Annotated in this window: 20 protein-coding genes; 9 read left to right on the top strand and 11 right to left on the bottom strand. The window is 70.6% G+C overall.

Annotated elements, in window-relative coordinates; genetic code table 11:
- Positions 1 to 28 precede the first annotated feature (28 nt).
- The 3 genes from ACI3KX_RS00210 to ACI3KX_RS00200 form a co-directional block, all read right to left on the bottom strand.
- Positions 29 to 1,315: an MFS transporter gene (locus ACI3KX_RS00210; RefSeq protein WP_404906947.1), complete on the bottom strand. Its 1,287-nt coding sequence runs from the start codon at positions 1,313 to 1,315 to the stop codon at positions 29 to 31.
- Positions 1,312 to 1,899, bottom strand: a complete 588-nt coding sequence (locus ACI3KX_RS00205; RefSeq protein WP_363353135.1) for a helix-turn-helix domain-containing protein — start codon at positions 1,897 to 1,899, stop codon at positions 1,312 to 1,314. The genes ACI3KX_RS00210 and ACI3KX_RS00205 overlap by 4 nt, the downstream gene beginning before the upstream one ends.
- 61 nt (positions 1,900 to 1,960) lie before the next feature.
- Positions 1,961 to 2,785, bottom strand: a complete 825-nt coding sequence (locus ACI3KX_RS00200; RefSeq protein ID WP_404906945.1) for an IclR family transcriptional regulator — start codon at positions 2,783 to 2,785, stop codon at positions 1,961 to 1,963.
- Positions 2,786 to 2,846: 61 nt separating this feature from the next.
- Here ACI3KX_RS00200 and hutH point away from each other — a divergent pair, with 61 nt between their 5' ends.
- The 3 genes from hutH to hutI are packed head-to-tail and all read left to right on the top strand — an operon-like array spanning position 2,847 to position 7,348.
- Positions 2,847 to 4,433: a histidine ammonia-lyase gene (gene hutH, locus ACI3KX_RS00195; RefSeq protein ID WP_404906943.1), complete on the top strand. Its 1,587-nt coding sequence runs from the start codon at positions 2,847 to 2,849 to the stop codon at positions 4,431 to 4,433.
- A 1-nt stretch (position 4,434) separates the two neighbouring features.
- Positions 4,435 to 6,129, top strand: a complete 1,695-nt coding sequence (hutU, locus tag ACI3KX_RS00190; RefSeq protein ID WP_404906941.1) for a urocanate hydratase — start codon at positions 4,435 to 4,437, stop codon at positions 6,127 to 6,129.
- Entirely contained in the window at positions 6,122 to 7,348 is a 1,227-nt protein-coding gene (gene hutI, locus ACI3KX_RS00185) for an imidazolonepropionase (protein ID WP_404906939.1), read from the top strand. The genes hutU and hutI overlap by 8 nt, the downstream gene beginning before the upstream one ends.
- Positions 7,349 to 7,481: 133 nt before the next feature.
- Here the strand turns inward: hutI and ACI3KX_RS00180 are convergent, their stop codons facing one another.
- The 5 genes from ACI3KX_RS00180 to ACI3KX_RS00160 all read right to left on the bottom strand — a co-directional run bounded on the left by ACI3KX_RS00180 (position 7,482) and on the right by ACI3KX_RS00160 (position 11,180).
- Complete coding sequence (locus ACI3KX_RS00180) at positions 7,482 to 7,952, bottom strand: histidine phosphatase family protein (protein ID WP_363353126.1); 471 nt, start codon at positions 7,950 to 7,952, stop codon at positions 7,482 to 7,484.
- The gene (locus ACI3KX_RS00175) at positions 7,949 to 8,845 is read right to left on the bottom strand and encodes an agmatinase family protein (RefSeq protein WP_363353125.1); all 897 of its coding nucleotides are present in this window, start codon (positions 8,843 to 8,845) and stop codon (positions 7,949 to 7,951) included. The genes ACI3KX_RS00180 and ACI3KX_RS00175 overlap by 4 nt, the downstream gene beginning before the upstream one ends.
- Positions 8,846 to 8,866: 21 nt before the next feature.
- The gene (locus ACI3KX_RS00170) at positions 8,867 to 9,217 is read right to left on the bottom strand and encodes a gamma-glutamylcyclotransferase family protein (protein ID WP_363353124.1); all 351 of its coding nucleotides are present in this window, start codon (positions 9,215 to 9,217) and stop codon (positions 8,867 to 8,869) included.
- Between the two features lie 121 nt (positions 9,218 to 9,338).
- Positions 9,339 to 10,610 (bottom strand): DUF445 domain-containing protein, encoded by a 1,272-nt coding sequence (locus ACI3KX_RS00165; RefSeq protein WP_363353123.1) that lies wholly within the window; start codon positions 10,608 to 10,610, stop codon positions 9,339 to 9,341.
- Between the two features lie 36 nt (positions 10,611 to 10,646).
- Complete coding sequence (locus ACI3KX_RS00160) at positions 10,647 to 11,180, bottom strand: PadR family transcriptional regulator (protein ID WP_404906936.1); 534 nt, start codon at positions 11,178 to 11,180, stop codon at positions 10,647 to 10,649.
- A 51-nt stretch (positions 11,181 to 11,231) separates the two neighbouring features.
- On the opposite strand from ACI3KX_RS00160, the gene ACI3KX_RS00155 reads away from it, so the two are divergent.
- Complete coding sequence (locus tag ACI3KX_RS00155) at positions 11,232 to 12,368, top strand: serine hydrolase domain-containing protein (RefSeq protein WP_404906934.1); 1,137 nt, start codon at positions 11,232 to 11,234, stop codon at positions 12,366 to 12,368.
- Positions 12,369 to 12,379: 11 nt separating this feature from the next.
- On the opposite strand, the gene ACI3KX_RS00150 is transcribed toward ACI3KX_RS00155, so the two are convergent.
- Positions 12,380 to 13,582, bottom strand: coding sequence for an acyl-CoA dehydrogenase family protein (locus ACI3KX_RS00150; protein WP_404906932.1), 1,203 nt, complete (start codon positions 13,580 to 13,582; stop codon positions 12,380 to 12,382).
- Between ACI3KX_RS00150 and ACI3KX_RS00145 the strand changes: the two genes are divergently transcribed.
- Complete coding sequence (locus ACI3KX_RS00145) at positions 13,581 to 14,588, top strand: TIGR00341 family protein (protein ID WP_404906931.1); 1,008 nt, start codon at positions 13,581 to 13,583, stop codon at positions 14,586 to 14,588. The two genes, ACI3KX_RS00150 and ACI3KX_RS00145, sit on opposite strands and share 2 nt — an antisense overlap.
- 33 nt (positions 14,589 to 14,621) lie before the next feature.
- Here the strand turns inward: ACI3KX_RS00145 and ACI3KX_RS00140 are convergent, their stop codons facing one another.
- Positions 14,622 to 15,380, bottom strand: a complete 759-nt coding sequence (locus ACI3KX_RS00140; RefSeq protein ID WP_404906929.1) for an alpha/beta fold hydrolase — start codon at positions 15,378 to 15,380, stop codon at positions 14,622 to 14,624.
- Between the two features lie 65 nt (positions 15,381 to 15,445).
- Here ACI3KX_RS00140 and ACI3KX_RS00135 point away from each other — a divergent pair, with 65 nt between their 5' ends.
- A complete protein-coding gene (locus ACI3KX_RS00135) occupies positions 15,446 to 15,850 on the top strand; it encodes a pilus assembly protein CpaE (protein ID WP_308869672.1) in 405 nt (134 codons plus the stop codon).
- A 16-nt stretch (positions 15,851 to 15,866) separates the two neighbouring features.
- On the opposite strand, the gene ACI3KX_RS00130 is transcribed toward ACI3KX_RS00135, so the two are convergent.
- Positions 15,867 to 17,075 carry an MFS transporter gene (locus tag ACI3KX_RS00130; RefSeq protein WP_363353110.1) on the bottom strand — a complete coding sequence of 403 codons (1,209 nt, stop codon included), beginning with the start codon at positions 17,073 to 17,075 and terminating at the stop codon, positions 15,867 to 15,869.
- A gap of 372 nt (positions 17,076 to 17,447) precedes the next feature.
- Between ACI3KX_RS00130 and nrdH the strand changes: the two genes are divergently transcribed.
- From nrdH to nrdE, 3 genes are all read left to right on the top strand, one after another.
- Positions 17,448 to 17,681, top strand: a complete 234-nt coding sequence (nrdH, locus tag ACI3KX_RS00125) for a glutaredoxin-like protein NrdH (RefSeq protein ID WP_194413491.1) — start codon at positions 17,448 to 17,450, stop codon at positions 17,679 to 17,681.
- Positions 17,682 to 17,750: 69 nt separating this feature from the next.
- Positions 17,751 to 18,182: a class Ib ribonucleoside-diphosphate reductase assembly flavoprotein NrdI gene (gene nrdI / locus ACI3KX_RS00120; protein WP_308869670.1), complete on the top strand. Its 432-nt coding sequence runs from the start codon at positions 17,751 to 17,753 to the stop codon at positions 18,180 to 18,182.
- Positions 18,167 to 20,320 carry a class 1b ribonucleoside-diphosphate reductase subunit alpha gene (gene nrdE, locus ACI3KX_RS00115; RefSeq protein ID WP_404906926.1) on the top strand — a complete coding sequence of 718 codons (2,154 nt, stop codon included), beginning with the start codon at positions 18,167 to 18,169 and terminating at the stop codon, positions 20,318 to 20,320. Before nrdI ends, nrdE begins: the two co-directional genes overlap by 16 nt.
- The last annotated feature ends 30 nt before the right edge of the window (positions 20,321 to 20,350 follow it).

Here is a 20,350-nt window from a genome sequence, read left to right as displayed (position 1 = left end):
TCTCGCGGCAGACGATCGCCGCCGCTGCCTACGGCGTGCGGCTCACGGCATCCGTGGCGCCTTCCGTCTTCGGTGTCGGGCGATCCGCCGCGCGGGGCAGCCACAGCAGCGCGATCACGCCGCTTAGCAGGTACAGGCATCCCTGCGCCTCCAGCAGCGGAAGCAGCCCGATCGCGCCGTCGGACAGAGCTCCCAGCAGGATGCCGAGCGCCTGCCCGACGGCGCTGACCAGCCCGACCGCAGCGAACACGGCGCCTCGCTGACGGGGCTCCGACTGCTCCTGCAGCACGCTCATCAGGCCGGCGATCATGATCACCCCCGGCGCCCCGACAGCCGCGAACAGCAGGACGTAGGGCCAGATCTCGGTGGTGACCGTCGGAAGATTCCAGGTGACGAGGGAGAGGACGCCGAACGCGAACAGGCTGGCCGCGGTGAGCGCCCGCGGCGACGATCCGCGGGCGATGAACCCGAGGACGACGCCCGCGAGGACCGCGCCGACCGCCTGGATGCCGCGCAGCAGGCCCACGTCGGCATCCGACCCCCGCAACGGGCCGAGCGCGAACAGCACGAAGAGCACGAGGAACATGCCCTGGGCGACGCTCGAGACGAGGATCACCGCGAACGCGCCGCGCAGCCGCGGGATGCGCAGCGCCTCCACCAGACCGACCGGTCGCGCGCCGGCGGTGTCGGGGCGGGCGGCATCCACGGGCGCGTCGGCACTGCCGGCGTCATGCACGGCTGCCTTCACCGCGGGGAGCGTCGCGATGAGCACCGCCGAGACGATGTACGTGATGGCATCGGCGGCGACGATCAGGCCCAGGTCCCCGACGGCGAGAAGGATGCCGCCGAGCGGGCCGCCGATGAGCCTGCCGAGGTTCTGGTTCAGGCCGATCAGTGCATTGGCCGAGACCAGCCGCTCGGTGTCGACGAGATCGGGCAGCAGCGTGTTCTTCGCCGGCTCGAACAGCGTGCTGAGCGAAGCGTGCACGAAGATGACGGCGTACGCCAGCGGAAGGTCGGCGACCTCGTTCACCCAGAGGAGGGGGAGGAGCGCGAGGGCCTGGCCGATGTTGACCGCGACCATGATCCAACGGCGGTCGAACCGGCCGATGAGCCGGGCGGCGAGCGGCGCCAGCACGACCGCGGGCACGAGCTCCAGCAGGAACGCGATGGACGTGCCGAGCGCCGAGCCGGTGAGCTGGAACACGACGAGCGGAAGCGCGATGAACAGCAGCCAGTCGCCGGTGTCGGAGATGAGCCCGGCCGCCCACAGCCGGCGGAACGCGGGAATCGCGAAGGCGGTGCGGGAGGTCATTTCGCGGCCTCGCCGAAGGTCGGGCGCGGGAACGCCAGCAGCGAGAGATTCGCGATAGCGGCGTCTTCGGGAGCGTCCTGCCGCGTCGCCGCGATGTAGGGACGGACGATGGCGTCGATGCGCTCGACGATGGACCGCAGCTCGTCCGGGCTGACCTGCAGACCGTACTGGGCGTGGGCGTCGACATCTCGCCACGGACCCTCGATGCGGTCACGGCGCCGCACATGCTCGCGGGCCAGCTGGTAGTCGAGCTGGATGGAGGCCTCGAGCATCGCCGTCGCGCTGGCGACGACCGACGGGTCGTCGGAGTCGAGATCGAGGCTCAGGCCGGTGATGGTCGCACGCCACGGGCGCTCGCGGCCGTCGTCGGACTCGACCGGCTCGACCAGACCGTGCTTGGCCAGCACGCGGAGGTGATAGCTGCAGTTCGAAGGGTTGTCGTCGACCGCTCGCGCGCACTCCGAGGCGGTCGCCGCACCGTGCGACATCAGGAAGCTCAGCAGGTCGAGGCGCACCGGGTGGGCGAGGGCGTCGAGGGCCGCCGGGTCGGTGATCGTGCGTCTGATCTCGGGGTCGGCCATCATCGTCCAATCTGAAAGGTCGTTTCAGATTATGCGCTTCGGTGGAGAGATCTGCAAGAGCCTTTCAGAGTTTTGGTCTCGCGGGACGTGCGCCGCGGATCCGCCGGCCGAGTTCCGTCGCCATGGGGGCGACGAGAGCGGCGAACGCCGCCGGGTCGCGCTCGCCCTCGGCGGGATAGGTGACCGCGATCGCCGCGATCGGCCAGCCGACGTGGTCGAGTACGGCGACGCCGACCGACCCGAGCCCGAGCGTCACCTCGCCGTCCTCGAAGGCCCAGCCCTGCACCCGCACCTCGCGCAGCAGCTCGCGCAGCTCGCTGGGCCGACGAGGGCCGCGGCCGGTGCGATCGGCGAAGGCCGCGGCATCCGGGAAGAGTGCCCGCACCTGCTCGCGAGGAAGCGCCGCGAGCATCGCCCGGCCCGTCGCGGTGAGGTGCGCGGGCAGGCGGACGCCGACGTCCGTCACGAGCGCGGGCCTGCGCGGTGCGCGCTCCTCGACGATGTACAGCACGTCGCGGCCGTGCATCACGGCGAGGTGCGCGCTCTCGCCGGCGCGATCGACGAGATCGGCGAGCACCGGGCGTCCGAGACGGGCGAGCGGCTCCTGCCGCGAGTACCCTCCGGCGAGCTCGAACGCGGCAAGGCCCAGGCCCCAGCGCCGCTCCTCCGGGAGGTGCACCACGAAATGGTGCTCCTGCAGAGTGGCGAGCAGGTGATACACGCTCGAGCGCGGGATGCCGAGCGCCGTCGCGATCACGCTCGCCGGCGCCGGTCCGCGCTGACGTGCGAGGAACGTCAGGATCCGCAGCGTCTGGTCGGCGGCGGGCACCTGCGGGCGTGCGGAGGCCGCGGGCTGCCCGTCGGGCGAGGAACCTTCACTGTCTGGCATGACAGACACAGGATGACACGGTCTGCTGTCGCGCGGCAGTCCCGCGGTGTGGAATCGGAGCATGACCACCGTCACGCCCCCTCCCGCGAGCGACACCGCTGCCGTCACCCGCGTTGCGGTCACCGTCGGCGCGGCGCCCCTCAGCCCCGCGGACGTCGTCGCCGTCGCCCGGCACGGCGCGCACGTCGTCGTGTCGCCCGAAGCTCTCGCTCGCGTCGCGGCCGCCCGCGCCCTCGTGGAAGGACTCGCCGACGACCCCGAGCCGCACTACGGCATCTCGACGGGCTTCGGCGCGCTCGCCACCACTTTCATCGCCGCCGAGCGCCGCGTGCAGCTGCAGGCGAGCCTGATCCGTTCGCACGCCGCCGGCACGGGACCCGAGGTCGAGCGCGAGGTCGTGCGCGCCCTCATGCTGCTGCGGCTGCAGACCCTCGCCACCGGCCACACCGGCGTGCGCCCGGTCGTCGTCGAGACCTACGCGGGCATGCTCAACGCCGGCATCACCCCGATCGTCCGCGAGTACGGCTCGCTCGGCTGCTCGGGCGACCTCGCCCCGCTGTCCCACGTGGCACTCGCCGCGATGGGCGAGGGGCGCGTCCGCAACGCCGACGGCGACGAGGTCGACGCCGCCGACGCGCTCGCCGCGGCATCCCTCACACCACTGGTGCTCCGTGAGAAAGAGGGGCTCGCGCTCATCAACGGCACCGACGGCATGCTCGGGATGCTGCTGCTCGCGCTGCACGACATCTCGGTGCTGCTCGACACCGCCGACGTCGCTGCGGCCATGTCGGTCGAAGCGCAGCTGGGCACGGACGCTGTGTTCGCCGCCGACCTGCAGGCACTGCGCCCGCAGGTGGGCCAAGCGGTGTCGGCAGCGAATCTGCGTGCCGTCCTCGCCGGCTCGCCGATCGTGGCGTCGCACCGCGACCCGGCCGTCTGCACGCGTGTGCAGGATGCGTATTCGCTGCGGTGCTCGCCGCAGGTGCACGGCGCCGCGCGCGACACCGCCGACCACGCGCTGATGATCGCCACGCGAGAGCTCGCCGCCGCGGTCGACAACCCCGTCATCACCGACGACGGGCGCGTCGAATCCAACGGCAACTTCCACGGGGCGCCCGTGGCGTACGTGCTCGACTTCCTCGCGATCGCCGTCGCCGACGTCGCCTCGATCTCGGAGCGCCGCACCGACCGCGCCCTCGACCCGGCCCGCAGCAACGGGCTCCCGCCGTTCCTCGCGCACGAGGTGGGCGTCGACTCGGGGTTCATGATCGCCCAGTACGCGGCGGCGGGGATCGTCTCGGAGCTGAAGCGACTCGCGGTGCCGGCATCCGTCGATTCCATCCCCTCGTCGGCGATGCAGGAGGACCACGTGTCGATGGGGTGGGCCGCCGCCCGCAAGCTGCGCCGGGCGATCGACGGGCTCTCGCGCGTCCTCGCGATCGAGGTGCTGACGGCCTCCCGCGCCCTCGACCTGCGCGCACCCCTGCGGCCCGCCGCCGCCACCGGCGCCGTCCGCGACCTGGTGCGCACCGTCGCCGGGGGTCCTGGGCCCGACCGGTTCCTGTCGCCCGAGATCGAGGCGGCGACCACGCTCGTCGCGTCGGGAGCCGTCGCACAGGCCGCCTACCAGACCACCACGAAGGAGTGAGATGTCCGATTCGACAGGTTCGACGACCGGCGTGAAGGCCCCCGCAGTGCGCGCACCGCGCGGCCCGGAACGCACCGCCAAGAGCTGGGGCGCCGAGGCCGCCAAGCGCATGCTCATGAACAACCTCGACCCGGAGGTCGCCGAGCACCCCGAAGATCTCGTCGTCTACGGCGGGACCGGCCGCGCGGCGCGCAGCTGGGCGGCGTTCGACGCGATCGTGCGCACGCTCGACGAGCTCGAGCCGGATGAGACGCTGCTGGTGCAGTCCGGCAAGCCCGTAGGCGTCTTCCGCACGCACGAGTGGGCGCCGCGCGTGCTCATCGCCAACTCGAACCTCGTGGGCGACTGGGCGACGTGGCCCGAGTTCCGGCGGCTCGAAGCGCTCGGCCTCACGATGTACGGCCAGATGACGGCCGGCTCGTGGATCTACATCGGCACGCAGGGCATCCTGCAGGGCACGTACGAGACGTTCGCCGCCGTCGCGCGGTCGCTCGGCCGCGACGATCTCGCCGGCACGCTGACACTGACGGGCGGCGCGGGAGGGATGGGCGGCGCGCAGCCGCTCGCCGTGACGCTCAACGGGGGAGCGGTGCTCATCGTCGACGTCGACGAGTCGCGCCTCGCCCGCCGTGTCGAGCACGGCTACCTCGACGAGTACACGACCGACCTCGACGCCGCAGTCGCGCGGGCCGTCGCCGCGAAGGCGGCGGGCGAGCCGCTCTCGGTCGGCGTCGTCGGCAACGCCGCAGAGGTCTTCGGCGACATCCTGCTCCGCCAGCGCGCGGGCGAGGTCACCGTCGACATCGTCACCGATCAGACCAGCGCACATGATCCGCTCGCGTACCTGCCGGTCGGCGTCGCGTTCGAGGACTGGAAGGCGGAGGCGGCCCGCGATCCCGAGGCCTTCACCGCCCGCGCCCGCGGCAGCATGGCGAAGCACGTCGCCGCGATGGTCGGATTCCAGGATGCCGGCGCCGAGGTCTTCGACTACGGCAACTCGATCCGCGCCGAGGCGCAGCTCGGCGGCTTCGAGCGCGCCTTCGACTTCCCGGGCTTCGTGCCGGCGTACATCCGCCCGCAGTTCGCCGAGGGGCGCGGACCGTTCCGCTGGGTCGCCCTCTCGGGAGATCCCGAGGACATCCGCAAGACCGATGAGGCGGTCAAGGCACTCTTCCCCGACAACGCCGGGCTCGTGCGCTGGCTCGACAAGGCGAGCAACGCCGTGCACTTCGAAGGGCTGCCGGCGCGCATCTGCTGGCTCGGCTACCAGGAGCGCCACCTCGCCGGCCTCAAGTTCAACGAGATGGTGGCCTCAGGTGAGCTGTCGGCCCCGATCGTCATCGGCCGCGACCACCTCGACGCCGGCTCCGTGGCGAGTCCGTACCGCGAGACCGAGGCCATGGCCGACGGGTCCGACGCGATCGCCGACTGGCCGCTGCTCAACGCGCTCCTCAACACCGCTTCCGGCGCGGCCTGGGTGTCGATCCACCACGGCGGCGGCGTCGGCATCGGCCGCAGCATCCATGCCGGGCAGGTCACGGTCGCCGACGGAACCGCGCTCGCCGCCGAGAAGCTCGCCCGCGTGCTCACGAACGACCCGGGCACCGGCGTCATGCGCCACGTGGACGCCGGCTACGAGCGGGCAAGGGAGGTCGCGCGCGAGCGCGGGCTCCAGGTGCCGATGCTCGATGCGTAGCCTCGGACATGGACGGACGGATGCCGTGGGTACGACGCTGATCACGAACATCGCGGAGCTGACGACGAACGTCGAGCGCGACGATGACCCGTGCGGCACGCTGCACGACGCGGCAGTGGTGATCGAGGGGGACCGGATCGCATGGGTGGGCGCCGGGACCGAGGCCCACGACGTCGCGTCGCGCTTCGCTCGCTCGGAGACCGGGGCGTCGGTCGTGGATGCCGGCGGCCGAGCGGTCATCCCGGGCTTCGTCGACAGCCACACGCACCTGGTCTTCGGCGGGGATCGGGCCGACGAGTTCGAGGCGCGCATGACCGGCACGCCGTATGCCGCAGGGGGCATACGGCGCACGGTGGCGGCGACGCGGGCGGCGACGGACGATGAGCTGCGCGCCCGCCTCGCCGGGTTCGTGACCGAACTCCATGGCCAGGGCACGACGACCTTCGAGATCAAGACGGGCTACGGGCTCACTGTCGCCGACGAGGAGCGGCTGGCGCGCCTGGCCGCAGAGGTCACCCCGGAGGTAACCTTCCTCGGCGCCCACGTCGTGCCCGTCGAGTACGCCGACCGCCGCGACGCCTACGTCGACCTCGTGTGCGACGAGATGCTCCGCGCCTGCGCGCCGCACACCCGGTGGGTGGACGTGTTCTGCGAGCGCGGCGCCTTCACCCCGGAGGAGTCGCGGCGGATCCTCGCGGCCGGCGTCGCGCACGGCCTCGAGCCGCGCGTGCACGGCAACCAGCTCGGACCCGGCGAGGGCGTGCGCCTGGCGGTCTCGATGGGCGCGGCATCCGTCGACCACTGCACGTATCTCGACGACGACGATGTGACCGCGCTGGCCGGCTCGGACACGGTAGCCACGCTCCTGCCCGGCGTGGAGTTCTCGACGCGACAGCCCTACCCGGACGCGCGACGGCTGATCGACGCCGGAGTGACGGTGGCGCTCGCCAGCGACTGCAACCCCGGCTCGAGCTTCACGAGCTCGATGCCGCTCATGGTGGCCCTCGCCGTCCGCGAGATGGGCATGACGCCGTCCGAGGCGGTCTGGGCCGCGACCGCGGGCGGCGCTCGGGCCCTGCGCCGTGACGACGTCGGCGCGCTCGCCCCCGGCATGCGCGCCGACCTCGTGATGATCGACGCGCCGACGCGCGTGCACCTCGCCTACCGTCCCGGTGTGCCGCTCGTGCACGCCGTGTGGACGGGTGGCGTGCAGCTGTGAGACGACCGCTCGCCTGTCACGATCTGGGGGGCGCAGCGACAAATCGTGACAGGCGGGCGGACGGCCGTCGAGTCGTCAGCGCTCGGCGAACTCCGCGCCGTACCTCGTGTGGAGCAGGCGCGGCGGACCCTGGTCAGCGGGGGGCGTCGAACGTCCAGTTGTCGGGATCGACGGCGGCCGCGACATCCCAGTCGTCCTGGGCCCAGATGAAGGTCGCGACAGCGCACGTCGGCATGTGGGCGATGTCGTCGTCCGAGAGGCGCGCGGTCAGTGCGCTCATTCCGGGGTCGTGCGCGACGACCATGACCGCCGGAGCACGCGTCGCCGCGGCCGACTCGAGGATCTTCGACGCCGGGGCGCCGTACAGCTCGGGGTCGAGTGAGACCGCCGCACCCAGCTCGGCGGCGAAGGCCTCGGCCGTCGTCCGCGCCCGCAGTGCCGTGCTCGACAGGATGATGTCGGGTCTGAACCCGCTCGCCGCGAGCCGGGCCGCCATGCGCGGCGCGTCCCGCATGCCGCGGTCGTTCAGCGGACGGTCGTGATCGTCGAGGCTGGAGTCCCCCCAGTCCGACTTGGCATGCCGCACCAGCACGAGACGGATCATGACGCCACCTTTCGCAGGGCCTTTCCGGCGAGGAGTTCGAGCACGCACAGCGCCGCCAGCCGCACCGTGCGCCCGTCCGGCGCATCCGCCGTCGCATCGACCTCGGCGATGTCGGCGCTGTGCACGCGCGCATCCGAGGCGACGGCGCGCACCAGCGCACGCAGCTCCCACGCGGCGAGCCCGCCGGGAACGGATGCCGGGCACCCGGGCGCGACGGAGCGGTCGCACACGTCGACGTCGATGTCGAGATGCACGCCGGCGCCCTCGGCGCCCGCGATCTCCAGCGCCTCGGCGACGACGTCGGCCGCGCCCCGGCGTCGCAGATCGTCCATCGTCACGACGGTGATCCCGAGGTCGGCCGCGCGCTGCGCGTACGCCACGGAGTTCGCGAAGTCGGCGATGCCGAGCTGGACGACGCGCCGGGGGTCGAGGCCGTCCTCCACGAGCCGCCGCACCGGCGACCCGTTGGAGACGCCGTCGCGCAGGTCGAAGTGCGCATCGATGGTGATGAGTCCGCCGGCCGCAGCGCCCTGCGTGACGGCGTACGTGATCGAGTTGTCGCCGCCGAGCGCGACGACGAGGTCGGCGCGCTCCCGCAGCGCCGCCACCGCGGAGCGGACGGATACCTCGCCCGCGGGCCCGTCGGGCTCGTCGACGTCGCCGGCGTCGGCGATGCGCAGCACCTCGCCGAGGTCCAGCGGGGGCGGACCGAGGAGCGTCGGACTGTACCGGTGCAGAGCCTCTCGGATCGCGCCGGGCGTGGCGTGCGCGCCGGTCGGGGAGAGCGAGGTGCGGAACGCGGGGACACCGAGGATCGCGGCATCCCAGCCGCCGTCGTCGATGGCAGGCCACGCGCCGGCGCGGGGCCAGAGTGGGTCATGGGCGAGCGTCACGCCTCGACGCTACCGGCCCGGTCAGGCCGCGACGTAGACCCACGCGGAACGACCGCTCGCGAGCACGACCGCGATGCGGCGGTACAGTGCCACCTCGTACTCGTCGGACGCGTCGAGCTCGTCCGCGGTGACGACGAGAGCCTTGCCCACGACCTTGTCGAGCGGGTTGCCGGTTTCGCGGACGATGGGGTGCACCGACAGGCCCGAGAGGTCCACCACCCGGGTGTCCTCGATCTCGGCGTAGTCCACGGTGTAGCCGGGGAGCGCGTCGTCCTCGCTCTCGACCAGGCGCCCGAACGTGTCGAGCTGGACGTCGGGGTGCTGCAGGGTCCCGTAGCTGAACAGGTACTCGAGGGGCTCGTCCACCGACACGGCATCAGGCTAACGCGCGGCGTCGCCGCGCTCCTGGGTCTTCACGCAGTGTTTACACGCGACCGCGCACGCCGGTCAGCCCCGCAGAGCGTGCGCGATCAGCCCAGCACCGCGTGCGCGATCAGCCCAGCACCGCGTGCGCGATGGAGAAGATCGCGAGGCCCGCCAGCGCCCCCACGATCGTGCCGTTGAGACGGATGTACTGCAGGTCGCGTCCGACCATGAGCTCGATCTTCTCCGTCGTCTCGGCGGGGTCCCATCGTTCCACGGTGTCGGTGATGATCGACGCGATGTCATGGCGATAGCGGTCGACGAGGAAGACGGCGGCATCGGTGACCCAGGAGTCCACGCGGCGCTGGAGGGAGGCATCCGTCATCAGCCGCCCGCCGATCTCGACCAGCGCCTCGACGCTGCGCCGTCGGAGCCCGCTCTCGGGGTCGGCGAGGGAGCGCAGCAGCCCGGCCTTCGCGGTGGTCCACACCTCGCCGGCCAGGTCGCGCACGCGAGGGCTGTCGAAGACCGCGAGCTTCGCGTCCTCGAAGCGCCCGATCGTCGCCGGGTCGTGCTGCAGGTTCGCCGCGAGGCGGTCGAGGTAGGCGTCGATCGCGACGCGCGCGGGATGGCTCGGGTCGGCGCGCACGGCGGCCACGAACTTGACGGCTTCGTTGTAGACGGTGTCGTCGACGAACCGGTGCGCGATCGACGGCACCCATCCCGGCAGGCGCCGCGAGATGACGCCGGAGAAGGATGCCTGGTTGGCGGCGAGCCACGCCGCGATGCTGTCGGCGGCGAGATCGACGGCGCCGCGGTGCGCGCCGGCCTCGACGATGCGGCCGAGCCACTCGCCGAGCGGCGGCCCCCACTCCGGCGTGATGAGGTGCTCGCGGGCGAGTTCCTCGATGACGTCGCGCACGTCGTCGTCGCTCAGCGCCCGCAGGACGCTGCTCGCCATGACGGACCCCTCGGCCGCGACCCGTTCCGCGTGCGCCGGCGAGCTCAGCCACTCGCCGAGCCGGGCGGCGATCGCGGTCTGATCGAGCTTGGTGCGCACCACCTCGGCGCGGAGGAACTCGGTCTCGACGAACTCGCCGAGCGTGCGGCCGATCTCGTCTTTGCGGCTGGGGATGATCGCGGTGTGCGGGATGGGGATGCCGAGCGGATGCCGGAACAGTGCGGTCACCGCGAACCAGTCGGCCAGCGCACCGACCATGCCGCCCTCGGCGGCTGCGCGGACGTACGCGAGCGCGGGGATGTCCTGCTGGAAGGCGAACGAGAACGCGAACAGCACCGCCATGAACACCAGCGCCCCGAGGGCGACGCCCTTCATGGTGCGCAGGCCCCGTCGGCGCTCCTGGTCGGCCGGGCTCAGCAGATGGGTCGGGGTCCGCGCCATGGGGTCATCCTCGCACGCGCTGAGTTCGCGGGCGCCTTACGCATCGAGGCTTGCGGCGAGCTCGTCGCACCAGGTAAGGGCGAGGAGATTCGACCGGATGCCGTAATCCAGCGTCGCGCGCTGGAAGGCGAACACGTCGGCGAACTCCGCGGGGATCTCCGCCGCGTCGACGCCGCGTGCGACGGCTTCGAGCTCGGCGAGGTCGGACTCCACGCGGGCACGGATCGCGCCGACCACCTGCCGGCGTTCGCTCCGCTCGTCGAGGAGGCCGACGAAGAATGTGCGCGCGAGCGCCGTGGTCTCGACGTCTCCGCCGGTGACCGGGGAGAGCATCCACTCCCGCCAGGCGCGGCGGCCGGCATCGGTCACCGTGTACGGCTTGCTGCCGCGGGCGTCGGCGGCATCCGAGACCGTTGCGAGTCCCTGCTCGGCGAGCTGCTTCAAGGCGCGCTGGATGCTGCCGAAGCTCGCGCTGTAGAAGAGCGACACGCCCTGCTGGAATTGGCGCTGCACCGCGTAGAGCGAGAGCGGGCCGTGGAGGATCAGCAGTCCGAGGATGACCTGTTGCATCGACGCTCCTTGTTGCGGTATATCTAACAGATATATCTAGGAGGTATATCCGTGAGCGATGTCGAGACCGATCTTGCCACGCACGACGTCTCCGAGCCCGACCGCCTGGCTGCGGCGATGGCGCGCGTCGTCGCCGGGGCTGACCGAGCGCGTGCCCGGCGCGGCCTGCCGGCGGCGCAGGTGCTGGTGCAAGGGCGAGGCTTCGAGTTCACTTCGGGCGAGCGGGCCCGGCGCTTCCATGCGGCGAGCGTCGGCAAGTCCATGACGGCGACACGCGCCTTCCAGCTCGCCGAGGCGGGTGCTCTCGACCTCGACGCGCCGATCACCGAGGTGCTGCCCGCGGACGACCGGCGCGGCCTCTTCGTGCGCGACGGTCGCGACCACGCCGCTGCGGTGACCACACGGCAGCTGCTGACCCACACCAGCGGAGTCGCGGACTACTTCGCGGGGAGGGTGACCGGCGGCCTCCGGTTCGGGCAGCTCCTCGTCCGCGAGCCCGACCGGCTGTGGACGCCTGCCGATCTCCTGGCGTTCAGTCGCGACCACCAGAGCCCCGTCGCCGAGCCGGGACGCCGTTTCTCGTACTCCGACACCGGCTACGTCCTGCTCGGTCGTGTGATCGAGCACGTCGGCGGCGCGACGCTCGGCTCGCAGCTGCATGAGCGGATCTTCGCGCCGGCCGGGATGACCGACTCGTGCCTGCTGTTCCACACGCTGCCCGGCGGCGCCCCGTCTGCGGCGGCGGACCCGGCCGCCCAGCTCGACATCGCCCCTCTCCGGCTCGGCCGCGACGAGCTGAGCCGGGCCCGCAGCCTCAGCTGCGACTGGGGCGGCGGTGGGGTCGTCACGACGCTCGATGACCTCGCACGGTTCTGGACGTCGTGGGACGGGGGCGTTCTCGTGGGCGAGCGGTCGCGTCACGCGATGGCCGACATCCGGAGCAGCTTCCGCCCCGGCATCCGCTACGGCGCAGGTCTCATGCGCCTGCACTACGAGGGATTCTCCCCATTCCTGCGCGGGCTGCCGCGGCCGGTGGGCCACCTCGGGGTGACGGGCGCTCACGCCTTCACGGTGCCCGAGCGGGGCATTCGCATCGTCCTGAACTTCCACTCCACCCGCGAGATGCTGCGGAGCTTCCGCGTGCACATCCGCCTCATGCAGCTGCTGACGCGGGCGCTGCCCGGCTGAGGGGGATCGGCTCAGTCCTCGAGCGGCCCCAGCCACGCGGTCGCGACCGTCGCATGCGCGGATTCGGGGTCGGACGGGTGGAAGAGGCCCGCGAGGACATCGCGGTAGAGCCGGCTCAGCTCGTTGGCGGAGAAGTACGACGAGCCGCCACCGACCAGCATCGCGTCGTCGACGATCGACTTCGCGGCCGTGACCGCACGATGCTTGACGCCCGCGAGCAGCGAGAACCAGCGTGCCCCGTGGTCGGCGAGCTCGTCGACGTCGCGCGCGAGCGCCTCGATCTGCGACGGCAGCGCGTCGTACGCGAGCGCCATGCCGGCGATGCGCCGGCGGATGTCGGGATCCTGGCTGTACGCCTTGCCGGTGCGTTTGGAGGTGCGCTTGCCGGCGGCCGCCACCGCGAGGTCGAGCGCCCGCCGTGCGACGCCGGTGTACACGGATGCGAGCAGCAGTTCGAAGACACTGAAGATGCCGAAGACCAGCGGGTCGGCGTTGGGTCCCGGGGCGAGCCGGCGGACCACCCGGTCGGCCGGTGCCACGGCATCCCGCAGCTCGGTCGTCCGGGACTGCGTGCCGCGCATGCCGAGCGTGTCCCAGTCGTCGCGCACCACGACGCGGCCGACCTCGACCTCCGAGCGCGGCACGAACGCGTAGACCATGCGCGGCGCGTCCTCCGACGAGGTGTCGAGGCCGTGCAGCCCCAGCTGCGTCCACACCGGGGCGAGCGAGGTGAAGATCTTGGTGCCGGTGAACGAGTACCCGCCATCGGGCAGGGGAGCGGCATCCGTCCCGCTGCCGAACAGCACGAGGTCGTTGCCGGCCTCGCTGATCCCGAAGGCGAACACCTCGCCGGCCGCCGCACCCTCCTGCACGAACCGCAGCGCGTCGATGCCACGATCCGCGAGCACCTTCGCGACCCCGGTCCACACCAGATGCATGTTGATCGCGAGTGCCGTCGCCGGCGCCGCGCTCGCGAGGCGCTGCTGGAGCACGGATGCCTCGGCGAGGCCCAGCCCCGCACCGCCGAGCTCTTCGGGCACGAGGATCGCGAGGTAGCCGGCATCCTTCAGATCCGCCAGATCGTCGTCGGGGAAGGTGTTCTCGCGGTCGTGCACCGCAGCCCGGGCGCGGAAGCGCTCGAGGAGTTCGTCCGAAAGGAGGTCGGCGGCATCGTTGGGGGTCACCCCGCCATTCTTACGCCATGATGTGCGCATGGCGACGCTCTCAGAGATGATGCAGGCGCTCATCCCCGCCACGCAGCGGCAGACGGCGGCGGAGGTCACCGAGGCGCTCGACCTGGGGTCCGGGGACCGCGCGGGCAAGCGCAGCGGATTCCTCATCATGCTGACGCTCGCCGGGATCATCGCGATCGCGGGCGTGCTGACCGACTCCACGGCGACGGTGATCGGCGCCATGATCATCGCGCCGCTGGGCACGCCGATCCTCGGCATCGGCCTCGGCATCGTCCGAGGCCACCTCAGCCTCGTGGTGCGGTCGATCCTGTGGGTGCTGCTCGGGGTCGCCATCGTGGTCGTGCTGGGACTCGCGTTCTCGGTCTTCGTCTCCACGCCCGAGAGCCTGGAGACCAACTCCCAGGTCGTGGGCCGCACCTCGCCGAGCTTCATGGATCTCGTGGCGGCGCTCGCCACCGGCTTCGCGGGCGGCTTCGCCATGTGCCGCAAGGACCTGAGCGCCATCCTCCCGGGAGTGGCGATAGCGATCTCTCTCGTCCCGCCGCTCGGCGTGGTCGGCGTCTGTGCGGGCCAGGGTCTCTGGACGGACGCCGTCGGTGCGCTGTGGCTCTTCCTCTCCAACGTCGTCGCACTCGTCATCGCCGGGAGCATCGTCTTCACCCTCGCCGGGTACGCACGCGATCCCGGGTCGTCGCTCGTCGCCAACCGCCGCCGCGCCTACATCATCGTCACGGTGCTGGCGGTCGTCATCACGATCCCGCTCGTCGTCAACTCGGTCGTCTCGGTGGCGCTCGCGAGGTGGTCGGTCGGCATCCAGGATGCCGCCACGCAGTGGCTCGACGACGAGGAGGGCGCCCGCGTCTACGGCGTGGACTGGTCGGGCGCGGCCGCGACGATCGAGGTCACCACCGAGGACGGCGAGACCCCGCCGCTCGACGAGCTCCAGAAGGCGGTTGCCGCAGTGGTCCCGTCGTTCGTGGGTGTCGTGGTCGACGTCGGGCAGGGCGTAGAGATCCCCGTCCAGTAGCCGGCCGGGCGACGGGCGGCGGGGCGCCCGGCGTCAGCCGAGCGCGCCGCGCAGCGCCTCGATCGTCGCCTCGGGCCGATCGCGATGGGGCGAGTGTCCCGCTTCCGCCACCACCGAGACGGTGAACACCGGGTTGCGGGCGACGGCGGCCTCGGCGGGCTTGCCGCGGAAGATCGAGTAGACGTGCGGATCGGACGCGATGACGTGGGTGGGCACCGAGACGCGGAGGGCGGCATCCGTCACGTCCCACTGCACGTTCTGCGCACTCGTCTGCTCGACCGCCCAGCGGCTGGCCTGCTGGGCCGACAGCGCCTTCAGCTCGATGTCCTGCGGGTGCCAGTACGGGTGCTCCTCGCGCACGGCCTCTTCGGACGGGTCGTCGAACGCCCGGGTCTGGCTGTTGCGCACGATGTCGCGGTCGCGATCGGTGAGCATGATCGCCGGGTCGATGAGGATGAGCCGGCGCGTCCACGACGGATCCTCGGCGGCGGCGAGCACGGATGCGGCACCGCCGAGCGAGTGCCCGATCACGAGGTCCCACGGCCGGTCGGCGCCCGCCCTGGTGCCGACCACGTCGGCCCCGTACGCGGCCAGCGTGTAGTCGAGCGCGCGCGGCGCCGTGCCGTGTCCACGCAGGTCGACGGCATCCGCCCGCCAGCCGGCGTCCGCCAGTGCGACGCCGTAGCGCCACATCAGCGCGCCGTTCGAACCGAGGCCGTGGATGAGCAGTGCGCGGCGCTCGGCCGCGGGCGAGCCCCACGACAGGCGGGGGAGGATGACGCGACTGGGCATACGCTCAGCCTAGGAGCGCGGCCCCGGCCGTCCCGACGCACGGCAGGATAGATGCGGGGGTTGGCGTGATCTCGACGGAAATGGCTGTGGCGCTGCGCGAAGCAGGGCTGGTGTGGCACCCGCGCTCGGGCGACCGGTTCCAGCTCGACGAGCCCGAGTTCGAGGCCGACGTCTTCACGGTCAGCGAGATGACCATCGAGCCGCGCGAGTACCCGACCGGCCGCATCCTCGCTTTCAACGGCACCACCGAGTGGGCACTGGACTCCGTCGCGCTCGAGGACGCGCTGTGGCTGCCGCACGAGCACCAGCTGCGCGAGCTGCTGCGCGGCGCCTTCCGGGGCCTGCGGCGCCTGCCCGACACGCATGAGGTCGAGATCGTGCTCGGCGGCGAGCGCCTGGCGTTCGAGCATCCCGAGCCCGCGGATGCCTATGCCCTGGCGCTGCTGGAGATGCTGCGGCGCCTCGCGTGAGATCCGGCGGGAGACCTCAGCCGATCGTCGCGATCGGCTCGGTGTCGGGGATCGGGCTCGCGCCCCGCACCCGCAGGTCGGGCAGGCCACGCGCGAACACGATCGCGACGACCAGCCCGAGCGCGCAGAACGCCGCCGCGGCGGTGTAGGCGGCCGTCACCCCGCCCGGACCGTCGATGAGCAGCCCCGCCACGGCCGAGCCGGCGGCGGCGCCGATGAGCTGGCCGGTGCCCACCCACCCGAACGCCTCGGCGGTGTCGCTGAACTTGACGCTGGCGGTCGTGACCGCCGAGAGCACGGCCAGCGCCGGCGCGATGCCGATGCCGGCCACGAACAGGGTGCCGCCGATCCACCACACGTTGATCCACAGCGCGGTCAGCGCCAGACCGATGGTGACCACGGTGAGTCGCCGGGCCATCGCCCAGCTGCCCATCGGCAGGTGCCCGAACGCGAGGCCGCCGGCGAGGCTGCCGATCGCGAACACGGCGAGCACGAGCCCCGCCTCGAGGCCGCCGTGGTCGAAGGTCGCCACCACGCTCGCCTCCACGGCGGCGAACGAGCCCACGAGCAGGAAGCCGATGACCGTCGCCAGCAGGATGGGCGGACGCGTCAGCACGGTGCCGAAGGAGCGCTTGCTGCGCGGGATGCGCACCCGGCCGACCTCGGGGGAGAGGATGAACCACGCCCCGCCGCCCACCAGGAACACCACGACGAGCACGAGGCCGGTGACGGTCCCCGCCTGCGTCGCGACGAAGGTGATGAGCACCGGGGCGAGGATCCAGATGACCTCCTGCAGCGACGCGTCCAGCGAGTACAGCGCCGTGAGCTGCGTCGAGTTGACCATCTTCGCGTAAATGGTGCGGACCGCCGCCACGATGGGCGGCGTCGCCGCGCCGGCGATGAACCCCAGCACGATGTAGACCGGCACGGGGACGACGAGGAACGCGATCGCCAGCAGGGAGGCCGCCGACACGGCCGTCGTGAGCGTGAGCACGCGGCGCATGCCCCAGCGGCCCATCCACCGGCTCGTGACCGGGCCCGCGAGCGCCTGTCCGATCGACACCGCGGCCAGCACGATGCCCGCCGCGCCGTAGGAGCCGGTGATCCCCTCGATGTGCAGGAGGATCACGAGACTGATCATCCCGTTCGGGAAGCGCGCGGTCAGCTGCGCCGCGATGATGCGGGCGACCCCGGGGGTGCGCAGAAGATCCCGGTAGCCGGCCACCTGTCAACGTTACGACACGCGCCGACGCGCACGACACGATCGCGACACGCCCGCGACACGCCGGAGGACTTCTCCACAGGCCGATCCGATGTCGGAGCCCGGATCTACCGTCTGGCTGTGGAGAGATGCCGCCGAGGCTCGCGAAAGCACCGTGATCCTGGCCTTTTCCACCGCCCCCAGGCTGTGGATGAATCCGTGGAGAACCTGTGTTGTACATGGGGAGAACGGTGGAAAATCACACGGATGTAACTACTAGCCCTTGTGGTGCTATCGGATGTCGGTACCCATATGTAGTATTGGACTCCCGGTGGGGGGACTACCGGGAAGAGCACCGGATGCCACCGGGGGAAGCACTGAGGAGACGGAATCGACATGGCGATCACGGTTTACACGAAGCCCGCGTGCGTGCAGTGCACGGCGACGTATCGAGCACTGGATTCCAAGGGGATCGAGTACGAAATCCACGACCTCTCGCAGGACCCTTCGGCCCTCGAGCAGGTCAAGGCGCTGGGGTACCTCCAGGCGCCGGTCGTCATCACCGATGAGGACCACTGGTCGGGCTTTCGTCCCGACAAGATCGACGAACTCGCAGCGCGGCTGGCGTAGTTCGACGCAGCCCACCCGTTTCGACGGAGCTCAACGACCGCCGTCGGGTGTGTCCGAGCAAGGGGCGTCATGGGCGTCGTAGCAACTGAGACACCGCTGCTGGTCTACTTCTCGAGCGTGTCGGGCAACACCGCGCGCTTCATCGAGAAGCTCGGAGCGCGAGCGCTCCGGATTCCGCTGCATGCGACGGATCCGGAACTCGTGGTCGACGAGCCGTACGTCCTCGTGACCCCCACCTATGGCGGAGGCCAGGGGCGGGGCGTCGAGAAGGGCGCCGTTCCCAAGCAGGTGATCCGGTTCCTCAATGACGAACGGAACCGGCGCCACATCCGCGGGGTCATCTCCGCGGGGAACACCAACTTCGGCGAGCACTTCTGTCTCGCCGGCGACATCATCAGCCGCAAGTGCAACGTGCCGCACTTGTATCGGCTCGAGGTATTCGGCACGCCTGAAGATGTGGAACGCGTGAACGCGGGATTGGAACGATGGTGGGAACTCTGACGCAGACCGACTTCAAGACGGAGGCACGCTTCGAGGGCATGGATTATCACGCCCTCAACGCGATGCTGAACCTCTATGACGCCGATGGAAAGATCCAGTTCGACGCCGACAAGCGCGCTGCGCGGGAATACTTCCTGCAGCACGTGAACCAGAACACGGTGTTCTTCCACTCGCTCAAGGAGCGCCTGGACTACCTGGTCGAGAAGGAGTACTACGAGCCCGAGGTGCTCGCCAAGTACCCGTTCGAGTTCATCCAGAAGATCAACGACCACGCCTACGGCAAGAAGTTCCGCTTCGAGACGTTCCTGGGCGCGTTCAAGTACTACACGAGTTACACGCTGAAGACGTTCGACGGCAAGCGGTACCTCGAGCGCTTCGAGGACCGCGTGGTTATGACCGCCCTCGGCCTCGCCGACGGCGACCAGACGCTCGCGCTCGAACTCGTCGACGAGATCGTCTCGGGCCGGTTCCAGCCGGCGACGCCGACGTTCCTCAACACGGGCAAGGCCCAGCGCGGCGAGCTCGTCTCGTGCTTCCTGCTGCGCATCGAAGACAACATGGAGTCGATCGCCCGCGGCATCAACTCGGCGCTCCAGCTGTCCAAGCGCGGCGGCGGCGTGGCGCTGCTGCTGTCGAACATCCGCGAGTCGGGTGCGCCGATCAAGCAGATCGAGAACCAGTCCAGCGGCATCATCCCCGTGATGAAGCTGCTCGAAGACTCGTTCTCGTACGCCAACCAGCTGGGCGCGCGTCAGGGCGCGGGCGCGGTGTACCTCAACGCGCACCACCCCGACATCCTGCGCTTCCTCGACACCAAGCGCGAGAACGCCGACGAGAAGATCCGCATCAAGACGCTCTCGCTCGGCGTCGTCATCCCCGACGTCACGTTCGAGCTCGCCAAGAACGGCGAGGACATGTACCTGTTCTCGCCGTACGACGTGGAGCGCGTCTACGGCGTGCCGTTCGGCGACATCTCGGTCACCGAGAAGTACCGCGAGATGGTCGACGACCCGCGCATCAAGAAGACCAAGATCAACGCGCGCGAGTTCTTCCAGACCCTCGCCGAGATCCAGTTCGAGTCGGGCTACCCGTACATCATGTTCGAGGACACGGTGAACAAGGCCAACCCGATCAAGGGCCGGATCAACATGTCCAACCTCTGCTCGGAGATCCTCCAGGTCAACACCCCGACCACGTACAACGAGGACCTCTCGTACGCCGAGATCGGCAAGGACATCTCGTGCAACCTCGGGTCGATGAACATCGCGCTCGCGATGGACGGGCGCAACCTCGGCCGCACCGTCGAGACGGCGATCCGTGCGCTGACCGCGGTGAGCGACCAGAGCCACATCACCTCGGTGCGCTCCATCGAGGACGGCAACGACCGCTCGCACGCCATCGGCCTCGGTCAGATGAACCTGCACGGCTACCTCGCCCGCGAGCACGTCCACTACGGCTCGGAAGAGGGCCTGGACTTCACGAACATCTACTTCTACACGGTCGTCTTCCACGCGCTGCGGGCCTCGAACCTCATCGCGATCGAGCGCGGCGAGGTGTTCGACGGGTTCTGGGACTCGACCTACGCGTCGGGCGAGTTCTTCGACAAGTACACCCACCAGGCGTGGGTTCCCCAGACCGAGAAGGTGAAGGAGCTGTTCGCCGGCATCCCGATCCCGACCCAGGAGGACTGGACGGCGCTGAAGGCCTCGATCCAGCAGCACGGCATCTACAACCAGAACCTGCAGGCGGTGCCGCCGACCGGCTCGATCTCGTACATCAACAACTCGACGAGCTCCATCCACCCGATCGCGTCCAAGATCGAGATCCGCAAGGAAGGCAAGCTCGGTCGCGTCTACTACCCGGCTCCGTTCATGACGAATGAGAACCTGGACTACTACGAGGACGCGTACGAGATCGGCTACGAGAAGGTCATCGACACCTACGCGGCCGCGACGCAGCACGTGGACCAGGGCCTGTCGCTCACGCTGTTCTTCAAGGACACCGTGACCACTCGCGACATCAACAAGGCGCAGATCTACGCGTGGAAGAAGGGCATCAAGACCATCTACTACATCCGTCTGCGGCAGATGGCCCTCGAAGGCACCGAGCTCGACATGTGCGTGAGCTGCACGCTGTAGCCCTGCGACATCCTCAGGGACCGAAAGAAG

It is taken from the genome of Microbacterium sp. ZW CA_36, from assembly GCF_044987475.1.
GTDB lineage: Bacteria > Actinomycetota > Actinomycetes > Actinomycetales > Microbacteriaceae > Microbacterium.
This window is presented reverse-complemented; position numbering and strand designations above follow the sequence as displayed.

What these genes read in the sequence shown, in the direction of transcription:
- ACI3KX_RS00210 (WP_404906947.1), bottom strand. Translation starts at nt 1,315, where the DNA reads ATGACCTCCCGCACCGCCTTCGCGATTCCCGCGTTCCGCCGGCTGTGG.
- ACI3KX_RS00205 (WP_363353135.1), bottom strand. Translation starts at nt 1,899, where the DNA reads ATGATGGCCGACCCCGAGATCAGACGCACGATCACCGACCCGGCGGCC.
- ACI3KX_RS00200 (WP_404906945.1), bottom strand. Translation starts at nt 2,785, where the DNA reads ATGCCAGACAGTGAAGGTTCCTCGCCCGACGGGCAGCCCGCGGCCTCC.
- hutH (WP_404906943.1), top strand. Translation starts at nt 2,847, where the DNA reads ATGACCACCGTCACGCCCCCTCCCGCGAGCGACACCGCTGCCGTCACC.
- hutU (WP_404906941.1), top strand. Translation starts at nt 4,435, where the DNA reads ATGTCCGATTCGACAGGTTCGACGACCGGCGTGAAGGCCCCCGCAGTG.
- hutI (WP_404906939.1), top strand. Translation starts at nt 6,122, where the DNA reads ATGCGTAGCCTCGGACATGGACGGACGGATGCCGTGGGTACGACGCTG.
- ACI3KX_RS00180 (WP_363353126.1), bottom strand. Translation starts at nt 7,952, where the DNA reads ATGATCCGTCTCGTGCTGGTGCGGCATGCCAAGTCGGACTGGGGGGAC.
- ACI3KX_RS00165 (WP_363353123.1), bottom strand. Translation starts at nt 10,610, where the DNA reads ATGGCGCGGACCCCGACCCATCTGCTGAGCCCGGCCGACCAGGAGCGC.
- ACI3KX_RS00160 (WP_404906936.1), bottom strand. Translation starts at nt 11,180, where the DNA reads ATGCAACAGGTCATCCTCGGACTGCTGATCCTCCACGGCCCGCTCTCG.
- ACI3KX_RS00145 (WP_404906931.1), top strand. Translation starts at nt 13,581, where the DNA reads ATGGCGACGCTCTCAGAGATGATGCAGGCGCTCATCCCCGCCACGCAG.
- ACI3KX_RS00150 (WP_404906932.1), bottom strand. Translation starts at nt 13,582, where the DNA reads ATGCGCACATCATGGCGTAAGAATGGCGGGGTGACCCCCAACGATGCC.
- ACI3KX_RS00140 (WP_404906929.1), bottom strand. Translation starts at nt 15,380, where the DNA reads ATGCCCAGTCGCGTCATCCTCCCCCGCCTGTCGTGGGGCTCGCCCGCG.
- nrdH (WP_194413491.1), top strand. Translation starts at nt 17,448, where the DNA reads ATGGCGATCACGGTTTACACGAAGCCCGCGTGCGTGCAGTGCACGGCG.
- nrdI (WP_308869670.1), top strand. Translation starts at nt 17,751, where the DNA reads ATGGGCGTCGTAGCAACTGAGACACCGCTGCTGGTCTACTTCTCGAGC.
- nrdE (WP_404906926.1), top strand. Translation starts at nt 18,167, where the DNA reads ATGGTGGGAACTCTGACGCAGACCGACTTCAAGACGGAGGCACGCTTC.